This window comes from Pseudothauera hydrothermalis, assembly GCF_003345255.1.
GTDB lineage: Bacteria > Pseudomonadota > Gammaproteobacteria > Burkholderiales > Rhodocyclaceae > Pseudothauera > Pseudothauera hydrothermalis.
Map to the genome: position 1 here is coordinate 1,376,049 of NZ_CP029331.1, position 24,569 is coordinate 1,400,617.

At 62.9% G+C, this 24,569-nt stretch carries 31 protein-coding genes; 26 read left to right on the forward strand and 5 right to left on the reverse strand.

What is annotated here, in order from left to right; genetic code table 11:
* The 22 genes from gspF to ftsB all read left to right on the forward strand — a co-directional run bounded on the left by gspF (position 1) and on the right by ftsB (position 17,983).
* Positions 1-1,203: a type II secretion system inner membrane protein GspF gene (gene gspF, locus DIE29_RS06645; protein WP_114649511.1), complete on the forward strand. Its 1,203-nt coding sequence runs from the start codon at positions 1-3 to the stop codon at positions 1,201-1,203.
* Between the two features lie 5 nt (positions 1,204-1,208).
* On the forward strand, positions 1,209-1,643 hold the full coding sequence (gene gspG, locus DIE29_RS06650) for a type II secretion system major pseudopilin GspG (RefSeq protein WP_108080171.1): 435 nt from the start codon (positions 1,209-1,211) through the stop codon (positions 1,641-1,643).
* Complete coding sequence (locus DIE29_RS06655) at positions 1,615-2,130, forward strand: prepilin-type N-terminal cleavage/methylation domain-containing protein (protein ID WP_162860602.1); 516 nt, start codon at positions 1,615-1,617, stop codon at positions 2,128-2,130. The genes gspG and DIE29_RS06655 overlap by 29 nt, the downstream gene beginning before the upstream one ends.
* A complete protein-coding gene (gene gspI, locus DIE29_RS06660) occupies positions 2,127-2,489 on the forward strand; it encodes a type II secretion system minor pseudopilin GspI (RefSeq protein ID WP_114649513.1) in 363 nt (120 codons plus the stop codon). The genes DIE29_RS06655 and gspI overlap by 4 nt, the downstream gene beginning before the upstream one ends.
* Positions 2,486-3,076, forward strand: a complete 591-nt coding sequence (locus DIE29_RS06665; RefSeq protein ID WP_114650275.1) for a type II secretion system protein GspJ — start codon at positions 2,486-2,488, stop codon at positions 3,074-3,076. Before gspI ends, DIE29_RS06665 begins: the two co-directional genes overlap by 4 nt.
* Positions 3,063-3,977 carry a type II secretion system minor pseudopilin GspK gene (gspK, locus tag DIE29_RS06670; RefSeq protein ID WP_162860603.1) on the forward strand — a complete coding sequence of 305 codons (915 nt, stop codon included), beginning with the start codon at positions 3,063-3,065 and terminating at the stop codon, positions 3,975-3,977. Before DIE29_RS06665 ends, gspK begins: the two co-directional genes overlap by 14 nt.
* Positions 3,974-5,182 carry a type II secretion system protein GspL gene (gene gspL, locus DIE29_RS06675; RefSeq protein WP_162860604.1) on the forward strand — a complete coding sequence of 403 codons (1,209 nt, stop codon included), beginning with the start codon at positions 3,974-3,976 and terminating at the stop codon, positions 5,180-5,182. Before gspK ends, gspL begins: the two co-directional genes overlap by 4 nt.
* Positions 5,179-5,649, forward strand: coding sequence for a type II secretion system protein GspM (gene gspM, locus DIE29_RS06680; protein ID WP_162860605.1), 471 nt, complete (start codon positions 5,179-5,181; stop codon positions 5,647-5,649). Before gspL ends, gspM begins: the two co-directional genes overlap by 4 nt.
* A gap of 2 nt (positions 5,650-5,651) precedes the next feature.
* On the forward strand, positions 5,652-6,398 hold the full coding sequence (locus DIE29_RS06685; RefSeq protein ID WP_162860606.1) for a hypothetical protein: 747 nt from the start codon (positions 5,652-5,654) through the stop codon (positions 6,396-6,398).
* 90 nt (positions 6,399-6,488) lie between these two features.
* Positions 6,489-7,319: a 3',5'-nucleoside bisphosphate phosphatase gene (locus DIE29_RS06690; protein WP_114649518.1), complete on the forward strand. Its 831-nt coding sequence runs from the start codon at positions 6,489-6,491 to the stop codon at positions 7,317-7,319.
* Positions 7,320-7,385: 66 nt separating this feature from the next.
* Positions 7,386-8,018, forward strand: coding sequence for an L-threonylcarbamoyladenylate synthase (locus DIE29_RS06695; protein WP_114649519.1), 633 nt, complete (start codon positions 7,386-7,388; stop codon positions 8,016-8,018).
* Positions 8,019-8,076: 58 nt separating this feature from the next.
* The gene (locus DIE29_RS06700; RefSeq protein ID WP_102041813.1) at positions 8,077-8,742 is read left to right on the forward strand and encodes a site-2 protease family protein; all 666 of its coding nucleotides are present in this window, start codon (positions 8,077-8,079) and stop codon (positions 8,740-8,742) included.
* Between the two features lie 3 nt (positions 8,743-8,745).
* Positions 8,746-9,948, forward strand: coding sequence for a tryptophan--tRNA ligase (locus tag DIE29_RS06705; RefSeq protein ID WP_102041812.1), 1,203 nt, complete (start codon positions 8,746-8,748; stop codon positions 9,946-9,948).
* A gap of 23 nt (positions 9,949-9,971) precedes the next feature.
* Positions 9,972-10,805 (forward strand): segregation and condensation protein A, encoded by an 834-nt coding sequence (locus DIE29_RS06710; protein WP_102041811.1) that lies wholly within the window; start codon positions 9,972-9,974, stop codon positions 10,803-10,805.
* Positions 10,783-11,373, forward strand: a complete 591-nt coding sequence (gene scpB, locus DIE29_RS06715; RefSeq protein ID WP_102041810.1) for an SMC-Scp complex subunit ScpB — start codon at positions 10,783-10,785, stop codon at positions 11,371-11,373. Before DIE29_RS06710 ends, scpB begins: the two co-directional genes overlap by 23 nt.
* 119 nt (positions 11,374-11,492) lie before the next feature.
* Positions 11,493-12,449 carry a 23S rRNA pseudouridine(2605) synthase RluB gene (gene rluB, locus DIE29_RS06720; protein WP_418333295.1) on the forward strand — a complete coding sequence of 319 codons (957 nt, stop codon included), beginning with the start codon at positions 11,493-11,495 and terminating at the stop codon, positions 12,447-12,449.
* A 295-nt stretch (positions 12,450-12,744) separates the two neighbouring features.
* Entirely contained in the window at positions 12,745-12,993 is a 249-nt protein-coding gene (locus DIE29_RS06725; RefSeq protein WP_158640296.1) for a DUF4258 domain-containing protein, read from the forward strand.
* Positions 12,983-13,171, forward strand: coding sequence for a DUF2283 domain-containing protein (locus DIE29_RS06730; protein WP_102041807.1), 189 nt, complete (start codon positions 12,983-12,985; stop codon positions 13,169-13,171). Before DIE29_RS06725 ends, DIE29_RS06730 begins: the two co-directional genes overlap by 11 nt.
* A gap of 533 nt (positions 13,172-13,704) precedes the next feature.
* Positions 13,705-15,336 (forward strand): CTP synthase, encoded by a 1,632-nt coding sequence (locus DIE29_RS06740; protein ID WP_102041805.1) that lies wholly within the window; start codon positions 13,705-13,707, stop codon positions 15,334-15,336.
* Positions 15,337-15,348: 12 nt separating this feature from the next.
* On the forward strand, positions 15,349-16,188 hold the full coding sequence (kdsA, locus tag DIE29_RS06745; protein ID WP_102041804.1) for a 3-deoxy-8-phosphooctulonate synthase: 840 nt from the start codon (positions 15,349-15,351) through the stop codon (positions 16,186-16,188).
* Between the two features lie 59 nt (positions 16,189-16,247).
* Positions 16,248-17,537 (forward strand): phosphopyruvate hydratase, encoded by a 1,290-nt coding sequence (gene eno / locus DIE29_RS06750; RefSeq protein ID WP_108080165.1) that lies wholly within the window; start codon positions 16,248-16,250, stop codon positions 17,535-17,537.
* Between the two features lie 128 nt (positions 17,538-17,665).
* On the forward strand, positions 17,666-17,983 hold the full coding sequence (gene ftsB / locus DIE29_RS06755; protein ID WP_114649521.1) for a cell division protein FtsB: 318 nt from the start codon (positions 17,666-17,668) through the stop codon (positions 17,981-17,983).
* A 47-nt stretch (positions 17,984-18,030) separates the two neighbouring features.
* Here the strand turns inward: ftsB and DIE29_RS06760 are convergent, their stop codons facing one another.
* The 4 genes from DIE29_RS06760 to DIE29_RS06775 form a co-directional block, all read right to left on the reverse strand.
* Positions 18,031-18,465, reverse strand: coding sequence for a CBS domain-containing protein (locus tag DIE29_RS06760; protein ID WP_114649522.1), 435 nt, complete (start codon positions 18,463-18,465; stop codon positions 18,031-18,033).
* Between the two features lie 93 nt (positions 18,466-18,558).
* Positions 18,559-19,092, reverse strand: coding sequence for a C40 family peptidase (locus DIE29_RS06765; protein ID WP_114649523.1), 534 nt, complete (start codon positions 19,090-19,092; stop codon positions 18,559-18,561).
* Positions 19,093-19,162: 70 nt separating this feature from the next.
* Positions 19,163-19,867 (reverse strand): SIMPL domain-containing protein, encoded by a 705-nt coding sequence (locus DIE29_RS06770; protein ID WP_237269532.1) that lies wholly within the window; start codon positions 19,865-19,867, stop codon positions 19,163-19,165.
* A gap of 93 nt (positions 19,868-19,960) precedes the next feature.
* A complete protein-coding gene (locus tag DIE29_RS06775) occupies positions 19,961-20,500 on the reverse strand; it encodes a gamma carbonic anhydrase family protein (protein WP_102043193.1) in 540 nt (179 codons plus the stop codon).
* Positions 20,501-20,687: 187 nt separating this feature from the next.
* Here DIE29_RS06775 and DIE29_RS06780 point away from each other — a divergent pair, with 187 nt between their 5' ends.
* The 4 genes from DIE29_RS06780 (at position 20,688) to DIE29_RS06795 (ending at position 23,954) form a co-directional block, all read left to right on the forward strand.
* Positions 20,688-21,533, forward strand: coding sequence for a 23S rRNA (adenine(2030)-N(6))-methyltransferase RlmJ (locus tag DIE29_RS06780; RefSeq protein WP_102041798.1), 846 nt, complete (start codon positions 20,688-20,690; stop codon positions 21,531-21,533).
* On the forward strand, positions 21,530-21,892 hold the full coding sequence (locus tag DIE29_RS06785; protein WP_114649524.1) for a nucleotide pyrophosphohydrolase: 363 nt from the start codon (positions 21,530-21,532) through the stop codon (positions 21,890-21,892). Before DIE29_RS06780 ends, DIE29_RS06785 begins: the two co-directional genes overlap by 4 nt.
* Positions 21,893-21,983: 91 nt before the next feature.
* Positions 21,984-23,567 (forward strand): inorganic phosphate transporter, encoded by a 1,584-nt coding sequence (locus DIE29_RS06790; protein WP_102041796.1) that lies wholly within the window; start codon positions 21,984-21,986, stop codon positions 23,565-23,567.
* 51 nt (positions 23,568-23,618) lie between these two features.
* The gene (locus DIE29_RS06795) at positions 23,619-23,954 is read left to right on the forward strand and encodes a DUF3301 domain-containing protein (RefSeq protein ID WP_102041795.1); all 336 of its coding nucleotides are present in this window, start codon (positions 23,619-23,621) and stop codon (positions 23,952-23,954) included.
* Positions 23,955-23,966: 12 nt separating this feature from the next.
* Here the strand turns inward: DIE29_RS06795 and DIE29_RS06800 are convergent, their stop codons facing one another.
* Complete coding sequence (locus DIE29_RS06800; RefSeq protein ID WP_102041794.1) at positions 23,967-24,563, reverse strand: hypothetical protein; 597 nt, start codon at positions 24,561-24,563, stop codon at positions 23,967-23,969.
* Positions 24,564-24,569 lie beyond the last annotated feature (6 nt).

The window sequence follows — 24,569 nt, forward strand, 5'->3', positions numbered from 1 at the left end:
ATGACGGCCTTTCGTTATCGTGCGCTGGACGCCGAGGGGCGTGAAACCGCCGGAGTGATCGAAGCCGACTCCTCGCGGGGGGCACGCTCCCAATTGCGCGAGCGCAAGCTTTTCCCGCTCGAAGTCGTGAGCGTGAGCGCAGCCGGCAGCGCGGTGTCGGTTCGTCATCGGCTCAAGGAAATGGAGCTTGTCTTGCTGTCGCGCCAGTGGGCGACGCTGCTGGCTGCGGGGCTGACCATCGAGCAGGCGCTGGTGGCATTGATCGAGCAAGCCGAACAGGACGCCACTCGGCAGTTGCTGTCGGGCGTGCGTTCGGAGATTCTTGCCGGCCACTCCCTGCGGGCTGCGCTGGACCGGTTCCCGGCGGCCTTCCCGGCCATCTACCGGGCTTCGGTGGCCGCAGGTGAAAAATCCGGGCAACTGGCTCGGGTGATGGACCAACTGGCGACCTATCTGGAGCGCCGCCTTGCCCTTCGGCAAAAGACGCAACATGCCTTGCTGTATCCGGCCATTGTTGCGGGTGTGGCTTTGCTGGTGGTGATCGGTTTGATGACCTACGTGGTGCCGCAGGTCGTCACCGTGTTCCAACAAGGACGGCAAGAACTTCCGCTACTGACCCGCGCGATGATCCATGTGTCGGCGCTGTTGCGTGATTGGGGCTGGCTGATGCTGGTTGCGCTGGCTGCCAGCGGACTGGGCTTTGCGCTGTTGCTGCGGGAGCGCTCGATCCGGCGTGCTTGGCACGCCATGTTGTTGCGTATGCCGTTACTTGGCCGTCATCTGCGGGTGCTCGACGCCACCCGCTTTGCCAGTACCCTGTCGATTCTTGCCGGCAGTGGAGTGCCGTTATTGGCCGCGCTGGAGGCCGGACGTGAGGTGACCGAACGTCTGCCGGTGCAGGACGCCATCCGTGAGGCGACCGAGCGGGTGCGCGAAGGCCAGTCCTTGTCAAAAGCGCTGGCTTCAGTCGGGGTTTTTCCGCCGTTGCTGATTCACATGATTGCCAGCGGCGAGGCAACCGGGCGCCTGGACGAACTGCTCGAGCGTGCGGCCCGACTGCAGCAGCAAGAGCTGGAAAACAGGGTCGCGGTGCTCACCAGTCTTTTGGAACCGGTGCTACTGCTGGGGATGGGCGGGATCGTGCTGCTCATCGTGCTGGCGGTGATGCAGCCGATTGTAGAAATCAACACGATGCTCAGGTAACGAAAATGAGGGCTTTCTTTGCCGTACAACGTCAGCGCGGATTCACCTTGATCGAGGTGATGGTGGTCATCGTCATCCTTGGGGTGCTGGCTGCGCTGGTGGTGCCGCGCATCATGAGCCGACCGGACGAAGCGCGGGTGGTGGCGGCCAAACAAGATATTGCGACCATCATGCAGGCTCTGAAACTCTATAAGCTCGACAACCGGCATTACCCGAGCAACGCCCAGGGGCTACAGGCTTTGGTGGAACGCCCGACCGGCACGCCGGTGGCGGAAAATTGGAAACGCTACCTGGAGCGGCTGCCGGCCGATCCTTGGGGGCAGCCTTATCAGTATCTGAATCCGGGCTTGCAAGGCGAAGTGGATGTCATGAGTTTCGGGGCCGATGGCAAGGCCGGCGGCGAGGGTTTCGATGCCGACATCGGCTCGTGGAATCTTTAACGCGGTCGTCTCCGGTGGCAGCGCTCGGGGCTTTACGCTCATCGAAGTGCTGGTGGTGCTATTGATTCTGGGCATTGCGGTCTCTGGCGCCAGTCTCGGGTTGACTGTCATCGAGCGGCGCGACACCGAGCTGGCGGTGCGACGCTTACAGCGCGTGCTCGAAGCCGCGGCTGCGCGCGCCCAGACGTTGGGGCAGACCATCGAATTCGAGATACTGGCCAACGGCTATCGGTTCAACAGGCTTGACGTCGGCGGCCGCTGGGTGCCGTTCGACGAGCCGCCATGGTTGGTGGCCAAAGATTTACCACCCGGACTGGCCTGGCGCGCTCTGTTGCAGGCTTCAGGCGAGCAAGGGCGAGTGCGTTTTGGCGTCTTTGCGCCGCGTTATGCGCTGAGTCTGAACACCCCGGAGGGTGTGGTGCGCTTGCGCGGGCAGGCGACCGGGGCGGTGATCGTAGAGCGTTCGGACGAGCGTGCGCAACCATGATCAGCCGCGGGTTCACGCTGCTCGAATGCGTGGTGGCTTTGGCCATTCTGGCCTTGGCCATGACCGCGGCGCTACGCGCAGCCGGCAGTGTGGCAACCTCCACGGATGGCCTGAAAACCCGCACACTTGCCGAATGGGTGGCGCAGAACCGTCTGGCCGAACTGCGTGCGACCGGCGCCTGGCCGCCGCTTGGGCAGCAAGACGGTTACGCCGAGCAGGCAGGGCGACGTTTCATCTGGCAAGCGCGCGTCCAGCCGACGCCCAATCCGCTGTTTCGCCGGGTGGATGTGCAAGTGTTTGACCAGGACAGACGTCCGTTGGTCACCATGACCGGTTTTCTGGCGAGGCCGCTGCGATGAGCCTGCGTGTGGGTGAGCGTTCGCGCGGCGCTGGCTTGACCTTGATCGAGTTGCTGGTGGCGCTGGCCGTTTTTGCGGTGTTGGGAACGCTTACTTGGCGGGGGAGCAGCCAAATGATCGATACCCAACGCCTCCTGGCTGCGCAGTTGGAGCGCTGGCGGGCGATCCAGCGCGCAATGCAAATCGTGGAGCTTAGCCTGATCCAGGTAGCCGCCCGGCCAAGCGCCAAGGGCGCCGCCGTACCCCCCGCCTTGGTGCTGAACGATGGACGGACAGGGACCGAATTGAGCGTGCTGACCCTGAGCGGTGAGACCGGTGTACAGCGGGTGTTCTTCAGACTGGAGGCAGATCGATGGATTTGGGCTCGACGCGTGGACGATGGGCTGGCAACCGGACATTCGGGTGACGAGTCGGACGTGCTGCTGACCGGCGTCAAAGCCGTGGACTGGCGTTTTCTTGGTCCAAACGGCTGGGTGCCGACCTGGCCAGCGAGCGCCAACGCCGCCGCTCAACTGCCCGCCGGGGTAGAGCTGCGCATGGAACTGGACGATGTTGGCCTCATCACCCGAATTTATGCCTTGCGCTGACCGCCACCCAAGGCAGACTGGCGCGGCAATCGTCACCGCTATGGTGGCGGTGTTGCTGGTGGCCAGTATTGCGGCGGCCCTGTTGGCCGATCTGGGTCAAAGCATCGATGTCGGCAGCGGCCTGTACGACCAAGCTCAAGCTCGCCAACTGGCCCGCGGTGCGGTGGATTGGGCGCGCAATGTGCTGGCCGACGACAAACGACGCAGCGCGGTGGATCATGCTGCAGAACTGTGGGCAACGCCGGTGCCGCCGATTCCGGTCGAAGAAGGCGAGATCGCCGGTGAGATCGTCGACCTGTCCGGACGCTTCAATCTCAATAATCTCGCACCGCAAGGGAAGGCCGATGACAACGCGGCTGCTCAGTTCGAGCGCTTATTGGTCGCGCTGGGCATCGCGCCGCAGCGGGCGCAGGCGTTGCGTCGCGCGGTGCTCGCACGCTTGGTCGGCGCAGGTGAGGACGCCGGGCCGGTGCCGGGCAGCGACCGCAGTGCGGTGTCGGGGCCCTTGTTGGATGTGGCCGAACTTGCGGTTTTACCCGGTTTCGATGCGCCCACCCTTGCCCGACTCAGACCCTTTGTGGCAGCGCTGCGATCGCCGAGCAAAATCAATGTCAACACCGCCTCGGCCGAGGTGCTCCAGGCGGTGATCCGCGGACTGGAGCTTGCCGACGCGCGGGCGTTGGTCGCCGAACGGGAGCGCGCCTGGTTCCGCCATCTGGGAGATTTGCAGGGGCGTTTGCCATCCGGTGCGAGCCTGGATGCAAGCGTCGGTCTGGATGTGCAGAGCAGTTTCTTTTTGGTCACCACTCGGGCGCGCTATGGCAGGGTGATGGTCAAGGTCGAAGCACTGCTGGAGCGCTCGCATACATGGCCCGAGGTGGTTTGGTTGAGGATTCCATGAACAGACGGCTGATTGTTTATGTCGGCGAACACTGGCCGACCCAGCCCTCCACGCCCTGGGTGGTGCTCGATGACCGGGGGCAAGCGATCGAGCAAGGTCAATCCGATCCGCGATATTGGCCTGCGGCCGAGCACTGCGAAGCGGTGCTGGCGGCGCCGTTGTGCAGTTGGATCGAGGTCAAGTTGCCCGCAGGGGCGCGGCGTGAACCTGAGCGCCTGCTGCGCTATGCGGTCGAGGATCGCGTTGCGGGCGATATCGATCATCAGCACTTGACCTTGATTAGCCAGCGCCGCGTCGATGACGGGGTGTTGGCCGCGGTGCTGGTTTGCAACCGCGCGCGCTTGCGGGAAATTCTGACCGCGCTGGCAGCTTGCAACCGTCCGGCGCTGCATATGTACGCCGAACTGCAGGCCGAAGTTGGGGAGGGCGAAGACTGGACGCTTGCCCTCGGCGTGGCCGAGCATGGCGTGCTGCACCCAGGCCCCGGGCGGGCCCGCTTGGCGCTGGACAAAGCCGCTTGCGAGCCGCTGCTTGCGCACTTGTTGGATCAGGCCAGACGCGCCGGCCAGGCGCCCGCCCGCCTAGTGTTGCGTTACCAGTCCGGCGCAGGCGGGCTGGATGCTGGCATGCTCGCTGAGCGCCTGGCTTTGCCTGTGGTCGAGGGCGCACCGTATTGCTGGTGGTCGTGCCGCAACTCAGCGGCCGACCTGCTGCACGGCGAGCTGCGTCCGGCGCATCGGCGGACGGGGTGGTATCGTCGGCTGCGCAGGCCGCTGGCCTTGGCCGGCACGGCAATGGTCGTGTTCTTTTTGGCAAATTTAGGCGAAGTCCTGTGGAAAAAACAGCAACTGGCGGCACTCGAGCAGCGCATGCAGCGGCTTTTTGAGTCTGCGGTGCCCAATACCCCGGCGGTGGCGCCGGCCTTGCAACTGCGCCGCCATCTGGATGAGATGCGTTCCAAACACGGCCTGTTGCGGCAAGACGACGCACTGACGCTGCTTGCGGCCTTTGTCGACAGCGCCGGCAGTGGTGCCAGAGGCGCGCTATCGGCCATCGATTACGAAGCTGGCCAACTCAAACTCAGCCTGCGCGACGCATCGGCCTTGAATGTATCGGAAGTGGCCGGCAGGCTGGCGATCAAGGGTTATCGGCTGCGGCAAAACGAGGACGGTACATGGGTGATTTCGCAGGAGATCGGGCGATGAGTGGCCCGATCGCATGGATGCGGGCGAGCTCTGCGGCGATGTCGGTGCGTGAGCGCCGGCTGCTTGCCGTGGCAGCGATGGTCGTGGCCGGTGCGCTGATGGCAGTGACCGTGGAATGGGCGATGCGGGAGCGTCATAGGCTGGATCGGGCCTTGCCGCAGGCGCAGGTGCAGTTGCTGCAAATGCAGGATGACGCTGCCGAATTGGCCCAACTCAACCGCTCACAGCAGGCGCTAACGCCGCCCGATCCGGCGGCACTCGGCCCCGCGCTGGAGACCGCGGCACGGGTGCGGGGGTTGACGGTGACACTGCAACCGGTGGCGGGTGGGATAGAGGTAAGCGGTAGCGGCCGCTTTGCCGCGTTGGTGGAATGGCTGGCGGCGGTACAGGCAGACAGTCGCTTGCGTCCGCAGCGCATGACGGTGCGTAGCCATGGCGACGAAGTGCGCTTCGAGTTGGTGTTGTGACCTTGAAATCGGCCGTTGTCTTCGCGTTGGTCTTGTGCGGCATCATGGCGACGGTGCTTGCGCGTCTGCCGGCCGGACTGGTGGATGCAGGGGTGCGCCAGCTCAGCGATGGACGGTTGCGCATCGCGCAAACCCAGGGCAGCGTTTGGCGCGGCACCGGCGTGCTGGCCCTGGTCGATGCCGGTGGGCGGCTGCGGGCAGCACGGCACCTGGATTGGCGCACCGAATGGGTGGGAAACCGTTTGGCGCTGCGCTTTTTGCTTGCTGAACAGGGACAGCCGCAACTGGTGCTGATGCTGTCGCCCAGTGGCATGAGCATCGAGAAATTGACGCTCGAACTGCCGCTTGAATTGCTGGCCGCGGCGATCGACCATCCTGCAGCGCGCGCCGGTTGGCAAGGCGGTGTGCGTATCGATTCAAACGGCTTGGCGTGCGATTTCCGCCTGCAGTGCGCGGGACAAGTCAACATCGAATGGCACGATGCGCGGGTGTCGCTGTTGCCAGGCTACCGGCTGGGCGCACACCGCGCGCTGCTTACTGCCAACGGGCAAACGGTCGAACTTGCGGTGCACACCCTGGAGGGCGATACCCGGATCGAAGGACTCGGCACCCTGGTCGATGGACGTGTGCAGGCGTTGGACCTGCTGTTTACCGGCCCGCCTGATTTAGTGGGGCGGCTGCCCAATGTGCTCGACGGCCATGCCCGCCCCACCGCCACGCCAGGGCAGGTGCGTTTGCGCTATCCGTAACGGGCTTGTCGATGCGCGCCGGGATCAACTCGGGGCCGAGTCCCCGCTTGCGGTTAGAATGAGCCATCCAGAGCCCAAACAATCGCCTCGATGAACGCCGACCTGCATTGCCATTCCACTTTTTCCGACGGCTTGCTGAGCCCCGCCGAAGTGGTGTGCCGTGCCCATGCCAATGGAGTGGACCTGCTTGCGCTGACCGACCACGACGAAGTGGGCGGTATCGACGAGGCGCAGGCTGCGGCCGCCGAACTCGGCCTGGGTTTTGTGGCCGGGGTGGAGATCTCGGTGTCGTTTGCCGATGAAACCGTCCATATCGTCGGTTTGGGTATCGATCATCGCCACCCGGAGCTGGTTGCCGGCCTGCGTCGGGTGCGCGCCGGACGCGATGCCCGTGCTGCGCGCATCGGCGAGGCACTTGCCGGTGTGGGCATTGCTGGTGCGTTGGAAGGCGCACGCCGCTTTGCCGGCAATCCCGCCCTGGTCAGTCGTGCACATTTCGCCCGGTTTTTGGTTAGCCGCGGGCTGATGCCCGATGTCAAAACGGTGTTCGACCATTACCTGGTGCGCGGCAAGCCGGGTTTCGTGGAGCACGAATGGGCGCGGCTGGAGGAAGCAGTGGGCTGGATCCGTGCCGCAGGCGGGATCGCAGTGCTCGCCCATCCGGCGCGCTACCGGGTGTCCGCCGCCGACATGGCGCGGCTTTTCGACCGTTTTCAGGCGGCCGGCGGCGAGGCGGTGGAAGTGGTGTCCGGTGCCCATACGGCCGAGGAAGCTGCCCGTTTTGCTGGCGAGGCACGCCGTCGCGGCCTACTGGCCTCGCGCGCCTCCGACTTTCACGGCGAGAAAGAGAGCGCGGTGGATCTGGGGCGCTGCAACCGGCTGCCACCCGATCTGACTCCGGTGTGGTCTCGCCTGCTGTGAGTGGCGCTCGCGCGCACATCCGCCAGGCTGACCCGGCAAGACAAAACGACCAAGACACGAAAAATCATGGCCCAGTACTTTTCCCTGCACCCGGAACATCCGCAGCCGCGGCTGATTCGCCAAGCGGCGCAGATCATGCGCGCCGGCGGCCTGGTGGCACTGCCGACCGATTCGGCCTATGCGTTGGCGGCGCTGACCGGCGATGCCAGCGTGCTGGCACGCATCCGCCAAATCCGTGGCGTAGACGAGCGTCATCATTTCACCCTGATGTGCCGGGATTTGTCCGAAATCGCCACCTATGCGCGGGTGGATAACGCTCAGTACCGATTGCTCAAGGCCACCACGCCGGGCGCTTATACCTTTATTCTGGAAGGCACCAAGGAGTTGCCGCGCCGTGTGCTGCACCCCAAGCGCAAGACCATCGGCCTGCGAGTGCCGGATCACCCGGTGGTCAGCGCGCTACTGGAGGAACTGAACGAGCCGATGCTCACTTCGACCCTGCTGCTGCCGGGTGAGGATCTGCCGCTGACCGATCCTGAGGAGATCCGCGACCGCCTGGCCAAGCAGGTGGAGCTGATCATCGAAGCGGGCTACTGTGGGCCGGAGGCGACCACGGTGATCGACCTGACCTCGGGCGTGCCGGAACTGGTGCGCGCCGGACGTGGCGATCTGGCGCCATTCGGTCTCACAGCGGACTGAAGCGCCAAGGCGCGGGCGTTCTCTCTGCTAGAATGCCCGCTTTCCGAGTCTGACATTCATGGAATCGCTGATCCCCACGCTTGCCATCTGGGCATTGCCGGTGCTTTTGGCCATTACCTTGCATGAGGCGGCGCATGGCTATGTGGCGCGTCACTTCGGCGACCCAACGGCGCATCTGGCGGGGCGGATCACCCTCAATCCTTTCAAGCACATCGATCCGGTGGGCACCGTGCTGGTGCCGATCGGCATTCTGGCGTTGAGCACGCTCTTTGGCGGCGGCGGTATTCTTTTTGGTTGGGCCAAGCCGGTGCCGGTGGATTTTGGCCGTCTGCGCAAACCCAAGGCCGACATGCTGTGGGTGGCCGCAGCCGGGCCGTTCATGAACCTGCTCATGGCCATCGGCTGGGCCTTGGTGTTCAAGTTCGCCTCCGCCACGCCGCAGACCGCCTACACCCTGCCGCTGGAGCTGATGGCCGAGGCCGGCATGACGATCAACGCGGTGTTGATGTTTCTCAACCTGCTGCCGATTCCGCCCTTGGATGGCGGGCGCATCGCGGTCAGCCTGCTGCCCGGGCGCCTGGCTTGGCAGTTCGCGCGGCTGGAACCCTACGGTTTTCCGATTCTTCTCATCCTGCTGTTCACCGGCGTGCTGGGGGCCATCCTGTGGCCGCTGATCGCGGTGTTCCGCTTTGTCCTGGCAACGATCTTCGGGTTTTACGGGTAAGACATGTACGCAGAACGCGTTCTCTCCGGCATGCGGCCGACCGGCCGCCTGCATCTGGGCCACTACCATGGCGTGCTGAAAAACTGGGTGAAGCTGCAGGAGGAATACCCCTGCCTGTTCTTCGTCGCCGACTGGCATGCGCTGACCACCGCCTACGACAGCCCGCAGGTCATCGAGGAGAGCATCTGGGACATGCTCATCGACTGGCTCGCCGCCGGGGTCGATCCGGCCCAGGCCACGCTGTTCATCCAGTCGCGCGTGCCCGAACACGCCGAACTGCACCTGCTGCTGTCCATGATGTGCCCGCTGGGCTGGCTGGAGCGCGTGCCCACCTACAAGGACCAGCAAGAAAAGTTGGCGGAAAAGGATTTGTCCACCTACGGTTTTCTCGGCTATCCGCTGCTGCAGTCGGCTGACATCCTGATCTACCGCGCCGACAAAGTGCCGGTGGGCGAAGACCAGATTCCGCACATCGAGTTCACCCGCGAGATCGCACGGCGTTTCAACCACCTCTACGGCCGTGAGCCCGGCTTCGAGGACAAGGCGCGCGAAGCGGTCAAGAAACTCGGCGCCAAGCGCGCCCGGTTGTACGAAGAACTACGCACCCGCTTCCAACAGGACGGCGACCAGGCCGCTGTCGAGCAGGCCCGTGCCTTGCTCGAAGAAGCACAAAACCTCAGCCTGGGCGACCGCGAACGCCTGTACGGTTACCTGGAAGGCGGTGGCAAGATGATCCTGGTCGAGCCGGAAGCCTTGCTCACCGAAGCGTCGCGTATGCCGGGCTTGGATGGACAAAAAATGTCCAAGAGCTACGGTAATACCATCTTCCTGCGCGAGGACGACGAATCGGTCACCAAGAAGATCCGCACCATGCAGACCGACCCGGCGCGGGTGCGGCGCACCGATCCGGGCGATCCGGACAAATGCCCGGTGTGGCAGTTCCATGTCATCTACTCGGACGACGGCACCCGCGAATGGGTTCAGCAGGGCTGCCGTAGTGCCGGCATCGGCTGTATCGAGTGCAAGCAGCCGGTCATCGAGGCGGTGCTCAAGGAGCAGGGCGAGATGCGCGAACGCGCCCGTCCTTACCTGGAAGACCCCACTTTGTTGCGCAACATCATCGCCGACGGCTGCGAGCGCGCGCGCAAGCTGGCGCAGGAAACCATGCGCGATGTGCGTGAAGCCATGGGTCTGTCCTACGGCTGAGCCGCCCCGGGGCTAAAACCAGGATGAACATGCCACTGGCGCTGGCGCCGGTCGAAACCGCCCGCGAGGCGGCAGCAGTGGCGCGCCTGTATGGCGAGCCCTTGCTGGAACTGCCCAAGGATCTTTACATCCCGCCGCACGCGCTGGAAGTTTTTCTGGAAGCCTTCGAAGGCCCGCTGGATCTGCTGCTGTACCTGATCCGCAAGTCCAATATCGACATCCTCGACATCCCCATGGCGCCGCTGACCGCGCAATACCTGGAATATGTCGAAGCGATGCGTGCGTCCAATCTGGAATTGGCCGCAGACTATCTGCTGATGGCGGCGATGTTGCTGGAAATCAAGTCGCGCATGCTGCTGCCACGCCCGGTGCCCGAGACGCAGACCGAAGAAGGCGACCCGCGCGCCGAGTTGGTCCGCCGATTGCTGGAATACGAGCAGATGAAACAGGCCGCAGCCCGCCTGGATGCGCTGCCCAGGGCTGAGCGCGACTTCGAATGGGTCAGCGTGTTGGTGAGCGAGAAAGTGGTCGAACGCCTGCCGGAGGTCAGCTTGCATGACTTGCAGCTTGCCTGGTTGAAGATCATGAGAAAGGCGCGGCTCAACCAACACCATCGCATCCAGCGCGAGGAGCTTTCGGTGCGCGAGCATATGAGTGCGATATTGCGCAAGCTGTCCGATGGCGCCTTTGTGGTTTTCGACACCCTGTTCGACCCCCGCCTGGGGCCGGCCGGGGTGGTGGTGAGCTTTCTCGCCTTGCTGGAACTGGTCAAAGAGAAACTGGTGCAGGTGACCCAAAACGAAGCTTTTGCCCCGATTTACGTGAGGATCGCCGATGCAAGCACCGAGCACGCCTGAGGAATACAAACGCATCATCGAGACGGTCTTGCTGGCTGCCGCCGCGCCCTTGCCGGTGGCCAGCTTGCGGCGGCTGTTCGAGACCGACCCTGGCCCCGAGTTCATTCGCCGCCTGCTCGACGAGCTGCGCGCCGATTGGGATGGACGGGGCGTCGAGCTGGTGCAAACTGCCGGCGGCTGGCGTTTCAGAACCCGTCCGGAATATCAGGTTTTTCTCGATCGGTTGAAGGAAGAAAAACCGCCCAAATACTCCCGCGCGGTGCTCGAGACGCTGGCCATCATCGCTTACCGTCAGCCGGTCACCCGCGGCGACATTGAAGAAATTCGTGGAGTCGCGGTCTCTGCCAACGTACTCAAGACGCTGGAGGCGCGGGGCTGGATCGACGAAGTTGGCCATCGTGACACGCCCGGCCGTCCGGCCTTGTTCGCCACCACCCGGCGTTTTCTGGACGACCTGGGGCTGCGCAGCTTGACCGAACTGCCAGCGCTCACCGAAATCGAGCGTGTCATGGAACTGGTCGAACTGCCGATACTGGCCGATGCGCCGCAGCCGGATGGTGCCTGCTGAGCGATGCCGGGCAGTGTGAGCCGCATCCTGCCAAGATCGGGGGGCGCTGGCCGCTATAATCACGGTTCGAGCGCTGCCTGGTTGGTTAAGCGGTTCATTGATTTTCAGGATCCGACGCGTTGTCTACACCTCACAAAAAACGCCGGCCGTTGAGGCCGGCAGCCAAACCAAAGTCCCGCCCCGCCGCGCCAGCGGCCGAGCATCAACCTATGACCGGCCACACGGCGCGTGCTGCGCGCGGCCGCTTGCAGGCCGGGCGGGGCCGGCCCGACGATGCGCAGCCGGAGCCTGAGCGTCTGCAAAAGGTGCTGGCGGCTGCCGGGTATGGCTCGCGGCGCGAAATCGAGGCGCTGATCGCCGCCGGACGCATCGAGGTCAATGGCCGGGCGGCCTTGCCCGGACAAAAGATCGGCCCCGGCGATCGGGTCAAGGTCAACGGCAAATTGCTCCCTTTGCGCTTTGGCCGGCGCGCGCCGCGGGTGTTGATCTATCACAAGCCGGAAGGCGAAATCGTCTCGCGCGAGGATCCGCAAGGCCGTCCGACGGTGTTCGAACGTCTGCCGATCCTGCGCCGCGGCCGCTGGATCGCGGTCGGTCGGCTGGACTTCAATACCTCGGGTTTGCTGCTCTTTACCAACGATGGCGAGTTGGCCAACAAACTGATGCACCCGCGCTACGGGCTGGAGCGCGAATACGCGGTCCGTTTGCTGGGGTCGCTGGATCAAAGCCAGATCGAAGCGCTCAAGCGTGGGATCGCGCTGGAAGACGGCGAGGCGCGTTTCAACTCGCTCATCGACGCCGGTGGGGAAGGGGTGAACCATTGGTACCGGGTAACCATCTCCGAAGGCCGCAACCGCGAGGTCCGACGCATGTTCGAAGCAGTCGGCTTGACCGTGAGCCGGCTGATCCGGGTGCGCTACGGCAGCGTGGAACTGCCCTCTCGGCTCAAACGCGGCATGTGGATGGAAATGTCCGAGGCCGACGCCTGTGAGCTTGCCGGTCTGCCGCCACCGCTGGTCAAACCCGGCCAGCACAGGCGCCCGGTGCGGGTGCATCGCACCACGCCGCGGGTTTGACGGGTCGGGCTTTTTGTTTTATGTGACCGTCACCGAATTGCGGGGGTGGTTACATGTGACCGGCGCGCGGTGGATAGGTAGGGGCTATAAAATGCCGTGACAGTCACGGCTGATTCATAAGGGCATTGCGTACCTTTCCTCCTCACCTTCGGGGCTGACCGATCAGAATCGGCGGGCTCAACATCGAGGCCGCATCAAGTGACGGAACCGTCACCGATCCGGTACAGTCAGACGTGGTGACAAAATCCGCGATCGATGCGCCCAAGGTGTCACCATTGCGGGCATGAGGCATGACGTGGACTTCATACTGACCGATCACGCAAAGAAGCGACTAGCACAACGGAAAATTCGGGTTGAGTGGGTGAGCGCCGCTCTTGAAAACCCCTTGACGACCGAGGTCGACCACAATGACCCCGAATTGATGCACGCGTTGCTGTACGTTCCCGAGCGGTTCAAGACCTTGCGTGTGATCTACAAGGACACGACGAAACCGCCCTATATCGTCACGGCCTACTTTGAGGAGGCAAAGAGCTATGAAGCTTGAGTTTGACCCCATCGCCGATAGTGCTTATGTCGGAATCTCCGAAAAGGAGGTTGCGACTACACGCGAAATCGAGCCGGGCATCATCGCCGACTATGATGAAGCCGGCGCCCTGATCGGCATCGAAATTCTGTCAGTCAGCAAGCGCGCGCAGAATGATCTGATTAGGAAAGCCGCGTAAGACTGGCGACACCCAGGCCCCGGCGCCGGCTCGACCGAGGTCGCGCCCATCACCAAAAGACAACGCCCCGCGATGGGGCGTTTTGGTTTCCGATGGTGGTCAAAGTGGAGGCCGCAGCTTCACCGCAAGAATGGTTACATGTGACGCTGCGCGCTGATCTGGCTCGCTCCTACGTCGCGAGGCAGATCAGCGCGGGTTTCCTGCCTGCGTCGTTCCGAGACCTGATGGACCGGATCGATAGGCCAAGACGTCGCAACAATCCGGACGCCGTTGCGCTCGAGCGTTGCAAAACCCGCCGAGTAGGTCACGGTGTAGCCCAATTGCTCTATCTGCGTGGCGGTCAATGCCTCAACGCGGGTGGTGCCGTTGTACCCCTCAATGAGCCTCTCTCGCCGGCGCATACGGCGGCAGGCAAAACAGTTCGATCTTCTCGGTGTTCTCCGAAACCCACTCGCGGACACGGCCGCGGGGCAGGCGCTTTCGGCTGTGGGGGCTCTTCGGTTATCATCGCGCTTTCCCGCAGTTGCATTCCCATGACCAAATACGTCTTCGTTACCGGCGGTGTCGTGTCCTCTTTGGGCAAGGGCATCGCAGCGGCCTCGTTGGGGGCCATTTTGGAATCGCGTGGCATCAAGGTCACGCATCTCAAGCTCGATCCCTATATCAACGTCGATCCGGGCACCATGAGCCCGTTTCAGCACGGTGAGGTGTTCGTCACCGAAGACGGTGCCGAAACCGACCTCGATTTGGGCCACTATGAGCGCTTTACCAGCGCCAAGATGAGCAAGCGCAACAATTTCACCACCGGCCAGATTTACGAGTCGGTGCTGAAAAAGGAGCGCCGTGGCGAATATCTGGGCAAAACCGTCCAGGTAATTCCGCATATCACCGATGAAATCAAACACTTCATCAAGCGTGGCGCGGAAGGCGCCGACGTGGCCATCGTCGAGGTGGGCGGCACCGTCGGCGACATCGAATCGCTGCCCTTCCTCGAAGCGATCCGCCAGATGGGCATCGAGGAAGGCCGCAATGCCACCTGCTTCATTCATCTGACGCTGCTGCCCTATATTCCCACCGCTGGCGAACTCAAGACCAAGCCGACCCAGCACTCGGTCAAGGAACTGCGCGAGATCGGCATTCAGCCCGACATCCTGCTGTGCCGGGCAGATCGCTCCATTCCTGCCGATGAGCGGCGCAAAATCGCGCTGTTTTGCAATGTGATGCCGGAAGCGGTCATCGAGTGTCTGGATGCGGATTCGATCTACAAAATTCCGGGTCTGCTGCACGATCAGATGCTCGATGAGATCGTCTGCCACAAGCTGGGCATTTTGGCGCGCGCGGCCGATCTCAGCGTCTGGGAGCAGTTGATCTTCGCGCTGGAGAACCCGCAAAGCGAGGTCGACATCGCCTTTGTCGGAAAATATGTCGATCTCACCGAATCGTACAAATCTTTGATCGAGGCGCTCGGCCACGCCGGCATGCACACCCGTTCCAGGGTGAATATCCACTACATCGACTCCGAAGACATCGAACGCGAAGGCTGCGCGGTGCTGGAGAAAATGGACGCCATCCTGGTGCCCGGTGGCTTCGGCAAGCGTGGCACCGAAGGTAAGATTGCCGCGATCCGCTATGCGCGGGAGCATAAACTGCCCTACCTTGGAATCTGCCTGGGGATGCAGCTTGCCGTGGTGGAGTTTGCGCGCGATGTGGCCGGCATGGCAGGCGCGCATTCGACCGAATTTGAACCATCCACCCCGTATCCGGTGGTCGGCCTGATCACCGAGTGGCAGGACCGCAGCGGCAAGATCGAAAAGCGCAGCGAAAATTCCGACCTGGGCGGCACCATGCGGTTGGGCGGGCAAACCTGTTGCCTCAAAGAGGGTACGTTGGCGCGGGAAATTTATGGCGCGGCAGAAATCGTCGAGCGTCACCGCCACCGTTATGAAGTCAACAACACCCTGCTTGCCGAACTCGAACAAAAGGGGTTGGTGGTTTCCGGCCGGGCACCGGTTACCGATTTGTGCGAAATGGTGGAATTGCCGCGCCAGATGCATCCGTGGTTTGTCGGCTGCCAGTTCCATCCCGAATTCACCTCCAATCCGCGCAAAGGTCATCCGCTTTTTATCGCCTATGTCAAGGCGGCGCTGGCGCACAGGGCGGGTTGAGGAGTTTTGGCGATGAAGCTTTGCGGTTTCGAGGTGGGTCTGAACCGGCCGTTTTTTCTTATCGCCGGACCCTGCGTGGCCGAGTCCGAGCAGTTGTGCCTGGATGTCGCCGGCCAGATGAAGGAAATCTGCGCTGAACTGGGTATTGCGTACATCTTCAAGGCCTCTTACGACAAAGCCAATCGCAGCTCCGGCAAAAGCTTTCGCGGGCACGGCATGGCGGCCGGGTTGAAGATGCTCTCCGCAGTGAAGACCCAGCTCGGTCTGCCGGTGCTCACCGATGTGCATACCGTGGAAGAAGTCCCGGAGGTGGCCGCGGTGGTCGACGTGCTGCAAACCCCGGCCTTTTTGTGTCGCCAGACCGACTTCATCCATGCGGTGGCCGCGACGGGCAAACCGGTGAACATCAAAAAAGGCCAGTTTCTCGCCCCGGCCGATATGAAAAACGTGGTCGACAAGGCCAAAGAGGCCAACGGCGGCTCGGATACCATCATGGTCTGCGAGCGTGGTGTCTCCTTTGGCTATAACAACCTGGTCTCCGACATGCGTTCGCTGGCGATCATGCGTGAGACCGGCTGCCCGGTGGTGTTCGACGCCACCCATTCGGTGCAGCTGCCGGGCGGGCAGGGTACCGCTTCGGGCGGACAGCGCGAATTCGTGCCGGTGCTCGCGCGCGCTGCGGTAGCCGTGGGCGTGGCGGGCCTGTTCATGGAAACCCATCCCGACCCCGACAAGGCGCTCTCCGACGGCCCCAACGCCTGGCCACTGCCGAAGATGAAAGCGCTGCTCGCTGTGCTGCGCGATATCGATCGGCTGGTCAAGGCTGGCGGGTTGACCGAACTGCAGCCATGAGCAAAGCGCCCGCGAGCAGTGTTTGATTCACCCCGTTTTCAATTGATACAGGAAAGACCATGAGTGCAATCGTTGATGTGATCGCCCGCGAGATTCTGGATTCCCGCGGCAATCCCACGGTCGAAGCCGACGTGCTGCTGGAATCCGGCGTGATGGGCCGTGCCGCGGTGCCGTCGGGTGCCTCCACCGGCTCGCGCGAAGCCATCGAGCTGCGCGACGGCGATGCCAGCCGCTACCTGGGCAAGGGCGTGCTGCGTGCGGTGGAGAACGTAAACACCGAGATCTCCGAAGCCATCATTGGCCTGGATGCCGAGGAGCAGGCTTTCATCGACCGCACCCTGATCGAGCTGGACGGCACCGAAAACAAATCCCGCCTGGGCGCCAACGCCATGCTGGCGGTGTCGATGGCGGTGGCCAAGGCCGCTGCCGAGGAAGCCGGTCTGCCGCTGTACCGCTACTTCGGCGGCTCCGGCCCGATGACCATGCCGGTGCCGATGATGAACGTCATCAATGGCGGCGCGCACGCCAACAACAGCCTGGACATTCAGGAATGCATGATCATGCCGGTGTCCATGACCAGTTTCCGCGAAGCGCTGCGTTGTGGCGCCGAGGTTTTCCATCATCTGAAAAAACTCACCGACAAAAAAGGCTACCCCACCACGGTGGGGGATGAGGGCGGCTTTGCGCCCAACGTGTCCGGCACCGAAGAGGCGTTGAACATGATCCAGGACGCCATCGCCGCCGCCGGTTATGAGCCCGGCCGCGACGTGTTGCTGGCGCTCGATTGCGCTTCCAGCGAGTTCTACAAGAACGGCAGATACGAGCTGGCGGGCGAGGGGCTGAGCCTGACTGCCGAAGGCTTTGCCGATTATTTGGCGACCTTGGCCGACAAGTTCCCCATCGTCTCCATCGAAGATGGCATGGCTGAAGGCGACTGGGCGGGGTGGAAGACGCTGACCGAACGTCTAGGCAAAAAGGTGCAGTTGGTGGGCGATGATCTATTCGTGACCAATACCAAGATCTTGGAGCAGGGCATCGAACAGGGCATTGCCAACGCCATCCTGATCAAAATCAATCAGATCGGTACCCTGTCCGAGACCTTCGCCGCGGTCGAGATGGCCAAGCGCGCCGGCTATGCATCGGTGATTTCGCACCGCTCGGGCGAAACCGATGACGCCACCATCGCCGACATCGCGGTTGGCTTGAACGCCATGCAGATCAAAACCGGTTCGCTCTCCCGCTCGGATCGCATCTCGAAATACAACCAACTGTTGCGGATCGAAGAAGACCTGGGCGATACCGCTAGTTACCCTGGCCGCCGGGCGTTCTTCAACCTGCGGGTACGCTGAGTTAACGAGGTTAACAAGGCGGGCTGCGGCGGTTTTAAAGTTGCAAAGGGCCGCTGGCGGCTTAGATTGATGGAAGGCTGGCGGAGGAGTCCGTCGGCCTTTCGTGCATTGGAATGCGAATACGCCTGATGCGTTGGCCGGTCATTATCCTTACATTGCTGTTGCTGGCGCTGCAGTACCCGCTTTGGCTCGGTAAGGGGGGGTGGTTGCGGGTATCGGAGGTGAATGCGCAGTTACAGGCGCAGCGGGCGGTCAACCATGGCTTGGAGCAACGCAACGGCGCCCTCGCGGCCGAGGTTCAGGATCTGAAATCCGGCAACGAGGCGGTCGAAGAGCGTGCCCGTTATGAATTGGGGCTGACCCGGCCAGGCGAAATCTATGTGCACGTGCCCAAGGCAGCCACCGCCGACCGCGCGGCCGGTGCCACGCCGCCTGCAAACCGGTGAGCGCAACGCCCGGGTGGCGAGGGCGGGGGACGTGCGCCAGGTCTTTTTTACAGTAGCGCGGTAATGAGCTCGCGCTGTTCGAGTTCGTTTTCGAAGGCAGCCAGCTCAGGCCCCAGCGCGTCCCGCGCAGACACCATGCCCACCGGGCGGCCGTTTTCGACCACTGGTACATGGCGAAAACCGCCGTCGTACATCAGGTGTAGGGCATGGCCAAGGGGGCGTTCGGGCGAAATAGTGGTGGGCTGAGCGGTCATCACCGCCTCCAGCAAGGTGGCGTCCGGGTCCAGTCCAACCGCCAGCACCCGGGCCAGTGCATCGCGTTCGGTAAAAATGCCGGTCAGACGGCCATCCTGGTCGACCACCATCACCGCGCCGACCCGATGATCCACCATCTGACGGCAGGCTTGCCGCACCGTGACTGAGGCAGGGGCGGTCAGGATGCGTTGGTTGCGAATGATTTGACTGATCTTTCGTGTGGGCATGGGGCGCTCCTCCTGGTTTCAATGCGCTGGTGTGCTTGCCTATTGCAGCGTAGGCGTGAGCGTCGCCCGACGCAAGGTCGAATCCTGCAGCGATCAGTCACCGGCCAGCAGGCTGCGGGCGCCGTCGATGCGGGGGGCGAAGTAGGGGTGATCGAGCCGTTGAATGTGCACACGGCCGCGGCTGGAGGGCGCGTGGATGAAGCGCCCGTCGCCGATATAGACGCCCATGTGCGAGTGTGGGCGTCCGAGCGTGTTGAAAAACACCAGGTCGCCGGGCTCAAGTTGGGCAAGTGCGATCGGCCGCGTCCGCGCGGCAATCTGCGCGGCATTGTGCGGCAGGCGTAGCCCCGAGACCTGTTCGACGACGTAGCTCACCATGCCGCTGCAGTCCAGACCAGCCTCGGGGTTGCGGCCGCCAAAGCGGTAACCGGTATTCAGCAGGCCGAGTGCGTACAGCACGATTTCCTGGCGCTGCATCGGATGGGCGAGTGCAAAGTAATCGGCCGCTTTGCTGGCCGGCGGGGCCGGGGCGCGGACTGCGGACGGCGGTGTGGTTCCGCAGGCTGCCAGCATCAGCGCGGCAAACAGCGGTGGAAGTCGACGGAGGTGGAAAGAAACACGGCGCATCGGCTCAACCTTACCGATGCGCGCATTGTGCGTCTACCCGGTTGTAGCGCGCGGCCGTGTTTCGCCGTGCTCAGTCGAGTAATTCGATGGTGCCGCTGACCGTTACCGCAATTTCGCTTTCGCCGGCCTGCAACGGTGCCGCATCGGCCTCGGCAGCCATCAGCGCAGCGCGCATACGCGGCATCGGTTGCGGATGCGCGCCGGGCGCGCCGACGCTCAAGTGGCGGATACGGTAGGGTTTGCCAAGGGCGGCGGCCATCAACGAGGCGCGTTGCTCAAAGGCACGTATTGCGTCCACTGTGGCCTCATCCAGCGCTTTGCGGCGGGTTTCTGGGGCAGGTTGCATGTCGATCTGCGACACCGCCATGGTGGTTTGCAACTTGCCCAATAATCCGGACAGGGCGGCGATATCGCGACTTTCCAGGCGTAGTTCGGAACGCATCCGCCAAGCTTCGATCTGGCGGCCGTTTTTGCCATATACCGGCCAAGTATGCGTGTTGGCAGACTGTGTCTTGATCTGCTCATAACGGTTGGCAGCCTCGAGCGCGGCGGTCATGACTTTGTTGACTTCGCGGGCGACCGCCGCCGGGTTGGCGTCGGTGATTTCGATATAGGCGGTGGCAAGCGCCAGATCGTTGGGCGCGGTACGCTGCGCCTCGGCGTTCAAATCGATGGTGATGGGATGCGGGGAATGGGCTTGTTGTGCATGGGCCTGGCCGGCCATTAACGCGCCGCAGACAAGCAGCACGGTGAGGTAACGGGTAGCGGCATTCATAGCGGCGATTGCGGACGGGGACGAGCTGCCAGCTTATACCCGATGCCTGCGCAAAAAGCGCTTTACGTTTGTAAGGCGCTGTGAAGACGCGGCTCAGCGGCCGTTGAACGGATCGATATGACGAAGTTTTGCGGCATACAGCCGGGCGTTGTCCACATAATGGGCGGCGTTGGCTTTGAGGTTGGCGATGTCCTGGTCGGTCAGTTCGCGGATGATGCGCCCGGGCGAGCCGACCACCAAGGAGCGGTCGGGGATCACCTTGCCTTCCGGAATCAAGGCATTGGCGCCGATGATGCAGTTTTTGCCGATCACCGCATGGTTGAGTACCACCGCATTGATGCCGATCAGGCTGCCGTCTCCCACGGTGCAGCCGTGCAGCATCACCATGTGGCCAATGGTCACGCCTGCGCCAATCTGTAGCGGCACGCCCTGGTCATTGTGCAGAATGGAGCCGTCCTGAATGTTGGTGTCGTCGCCGATGGTGATCGGGTCGTTGTCGCCGCGAATCACCACGTTGTACCAGATGCTGACGTTACGCCCTGCATTCACCTGGCCGATTACCGTGGCATTGTCCGCGATCCAGCAGCCCTCGCCGAAGCGCGGAACTTTGTCGCCCAGTGCGTAAATTGCCATGACCTGAGTCTCTCTGTTCTGAGGTGCGGCCAGCGGGTCGCCGGCTGAAAGGGGCGCAATCATAGCAAGTGCTGCGCGGTGTGGAAACTTGCCGTTACGTCAAAAGGCGCCTTTGTATCAAACACTTCCGGTGTACGGTCGGCGCCGGTGGTAGCATCGCGCCATTCCCGCTGCGCGCAAGACCTCGATGCTCAGTTACCGCCACGCCTTTCACGCCGGCAATCACGCCGACGTGCTCAAACACTTTTTGCTGGTCGAACTGCTCGACTACCTGAATCGAAAAGACAAACCCTGGTGTTACATCGACACCCATGCCGGTGCCGGGTGCTACACGCTCGATGGCGAGCACGCGGCCAAGACCGCCGAGCACGCCGCAGGCATCGGGCGCTTGTGGCAGCGCGACGACCTGCCCGAGGCGCTGCGGCCATACTTGGAAGCGGTGCGCCAGTTCAATCCACACGGCGGGCTGACTTTTTACCCCGGATCGCCAGCGCTGGCGATGACCCGGGTACGCGCCCAGGACCGAATGCATTTGTTCGAGCTGCATCCTGTCGATGCGGCGCTACTGCAAAAGACCTTCGTCGGCGAGCCGGCGCGGGTCGCGGTGCGCAAGGCCGATGGCTTTTCCGCGCTGCGCGCGCTGCTGCCGCCGCCGAGCCGGCGGGCACTGGTGCTGATCGATCCGCCTTATGAGGTCAAGGACGACTATCGTCGCACCGTCGAAGCCCTGGCCGAGGCAATGCGCCGGTTTCCGACCGGCTGCTTTGCGGTGTGGTACCCGATGCTGGCCCGTCCCGAGGCGCGGCAACTGCCCGAGCGGCTGGCCGCACTGGGCGCCGACAGTTGGTTGGACGTGCGCCTGATGGTGCGCAAGCCGCCGCGCGACGGCTTGGGTCTTTTCGGCAGCGGCATGTTCGTGGTCAACCCTCCCTGGATACTGCCCGAACGTTTGGAGGCGGTCATGCCCTGGTTGGTCGCCCACCTGGCCGAAGACGATGGCGCGGGTTTCGATTTGGAGCATCGCATCGAATGAGTACGCCCGATTGTTTGGAGACACTGCGCGACGCGCTGCGCGATTTCGCCGCGGCGCGCGACTGGGCGCCCTTTCACACCCCGAAAAATCTGGCCATGGCCCTGGCTGGCGAGGCGGGCGAGGTGATCGAGCATTTCCAGTGGCTGACACCCGAGCAGTCGGCCGCGCTGTCTGCCCAGACCCGTGAGGCGGTGGCGTTGGAACTGGCCGATGTGCTGCTATACCTGGTGCGTCTGGCCGATGTGCTCGACATCGATCTGGCCCAGGCCGCGCAGCGTAAGCTGGCAATCAACGAACAACGTTACCCGGTCGAAGCCGCGCGCGGCCGGGCGGACAATTACGACCGTTTGCAGCAATAGCAGCGGTTGGGTGGTCACGCTTTGTTTCGTTTTTGTTAACTAAACATTTCTGAAACAATACGCGCTTTTTCGCACAAGCGGGTTTGGGCGCGTGGAACTTCAACACATCGACGAAATCGAGCGGGCCACCAAGCGGGGGCGTTCCGAGCTTTTCAGGCTGGGCCTTGGCCTGATCTTTCTGGTTGGCGTCATGCTTTATGTGACGATGCGCGGTGGCGAGCAGACCAGTCTGGTACTGGTCATTGCGGCTGTGGTCGGCGGCTACATGGCGATGAATATCGGTGCCAACGATGTCGCCAACAACGTGGGGCCGACGGTCGGCTCCAAGGCGCTGAGCATGGGGGGCGCGCTGTTGATCGCCGCGGTTTTCGAAGCCGCCGGTGCTTTGATTGCCGGCGGCGAAGTGGTCGGCACCATCCGTGGCGGCATCATCGACCCCAGTCGCATTGCCGACGGCGACACCTTCGTCTGGTTGATGCTGGCCGCCCTGCTGGCCGGGGCCTTGTGGCTGAACATTGCCACCGCAGTCGGCGCGCCGGTGTCGACCACGCATTCCATAGTCGGTGCGGTACTCGGGGCGGGTATGGCCGCCAGCGGGGTCGATGCGGTCAACTGGTCGGTGATGGGTTCGATTGCCGCCAGTTGGGTGATTTCTCCGCTGATGGGCGGTTTGATCGCCGCGGGGTTTCTCTATCTCATCAAGCGTAGCATCACCTACAAAGCCGACATGGTAGCCGCTGCGCGCAGTGTAGTGCCGTTACTGGTGGCGTTGATGGCCTGGGCGTTTGTTGCCTACATCCTGCTAAAAGGGGTCAGTAAGATATGGAAAACCGGCTTTACCGGTGCCGCGCTGATCGGCCTGGCCGTGGCGGTGCTGGTGTACTTTGCGGTCAAACCCTTCGTGGCGGCTCGCGCGCGCTGGATCAGCAATACCAAACAAAGCGTCAATAGCCTGCTGACCGTGCCGCTGATCTTTGCCGCAGCATTGCTCAGTTTTGCCCATGGTTCTAATGACGTGGCCAATGCGGTCGGCCCGCTGGCAGCCATTGTGGATATCGTCTCGCAAGGTGGCGCAAAGATCGGCACCGCAGCGGCGATTCCAACCTGGGTGATGATGGTCGGTGCGCTGGGCATTGCGTTGGGGTTGGCACTGTACGGACCTAAGCTCATCCGCACGGTGGGCTCCGAGATTACCGAACTCGATCAGATGCGCGCTTACTGTATCGCCATGGCTGCCACGCTGACCGTCATCTTGGCCAGTCAACTCGGGCTGCCGGTCAGTTCGACCCATATCGCGGTCGGCGGCGTGTTCGGCGTAGGCTTCCTGCGCGAATACCTCAAACGCAACTACGACCGTATGGTGGCCGAGATCAAGGCACACCATCCGGAAGACGATCAGGAGGCGCTGGACGCGTATTTGGCCGAGTTTGCCAAGGCTTCGGTGGCTCGCAAAGGTGAAATGCTGCGCGAGCTCAAACGCAAGGCCAAGCAGCAAGACGACCCGCTGCATCTTTCCAAGGGCGAACGTAAAGGGCTGCGCAAGGTTTATAAGCGTGAATTGGTCAAACGCTCCCAACTGATGCGTATCGCTGCAGCATGGATCATTACCGTGCCCGCCTCGGCCCTGATCGCGGCCATGCTGTATTTCATGATCCGCGGCATGATGCTGGCCTGATCGCGCCCTGAGCGCAGTGCGGCATCGACGCGGGCAGGTATCATCATCGTCATGTCCGGGCTGGAACTTTCCCTCCTCTTGCTCATGGTGGCGCTGGCGTGGCTTTGGTTCGATAGCTTCGAGGCCCGCGAAGCCGGCATGGCGGGCGCGCGCGCGGCCTGCCGGCGTGAGGCGGTGCAATTGCTCGATGAGACCGTTGCCTGCCGGTCGCTGCGCTTGGCGCGCGACGACAACGGGCGCCTGGCACTGCGGCGGGTGTATGAATTCGAGTATTCGGATAGCGGCTATGACCGCTATCCAGGCGCGCTGGTGCTGCAAGGGCGAGAAGTGGTCATGCTCGACCTTGGGGCGCATCGGCGCTCGCGGGCAGCCAGCCGCGATACTTGACAGGGTGCCGCTTCAGGCAAGGAAAACCGGATCGGAAAACACCAGGGTGCCGTCCTTGCGCATCATCAGGTTGTTGGTGTTGAGGATATCGGGCAGCACCTGGTAGGCCTCGACGAAGTCCGACAAGGCTTTCAGCGCCTGCTGAAGACTGTCTGAGATGTCCAGCGGATTGACGGTCATGTGATAGAGGGCAATCCGCCCCATGTCCATACCCAGTCGGCTCCATTGCTGGCAAGCCGACCAGTAAAAGTCGATCAGCCGTGCGGCAAGTTCGGCGGCCGGGGTGTCTTGTTGCAAGGGGTACAGACGCTCCATCTCGATCAGATGGAAGGGGTAGCCGGAACTGGCCCGCCCGATGATGCCGTGATCGGCGTAAATGATCGGGAAATGCTCGCCGCGCGGGCGGTCGTGGGCGGTGTACAAAAAATAGTCGGCCGGCGAGCTGACGACCTTATAGACCCGCTCGCCGTCGCCTTTGTCTAACACAATGGAGTATTCGCCGCGGCCGATCTCCTTTTTGCCGGCAAGCAGCGGGTGATCGGGCACCGGGTCGGGCAGCACCACCGACTCGCGGCCCAGCCGTGCGCGTGCTTCGGCAAGATCGATCATTCGGCG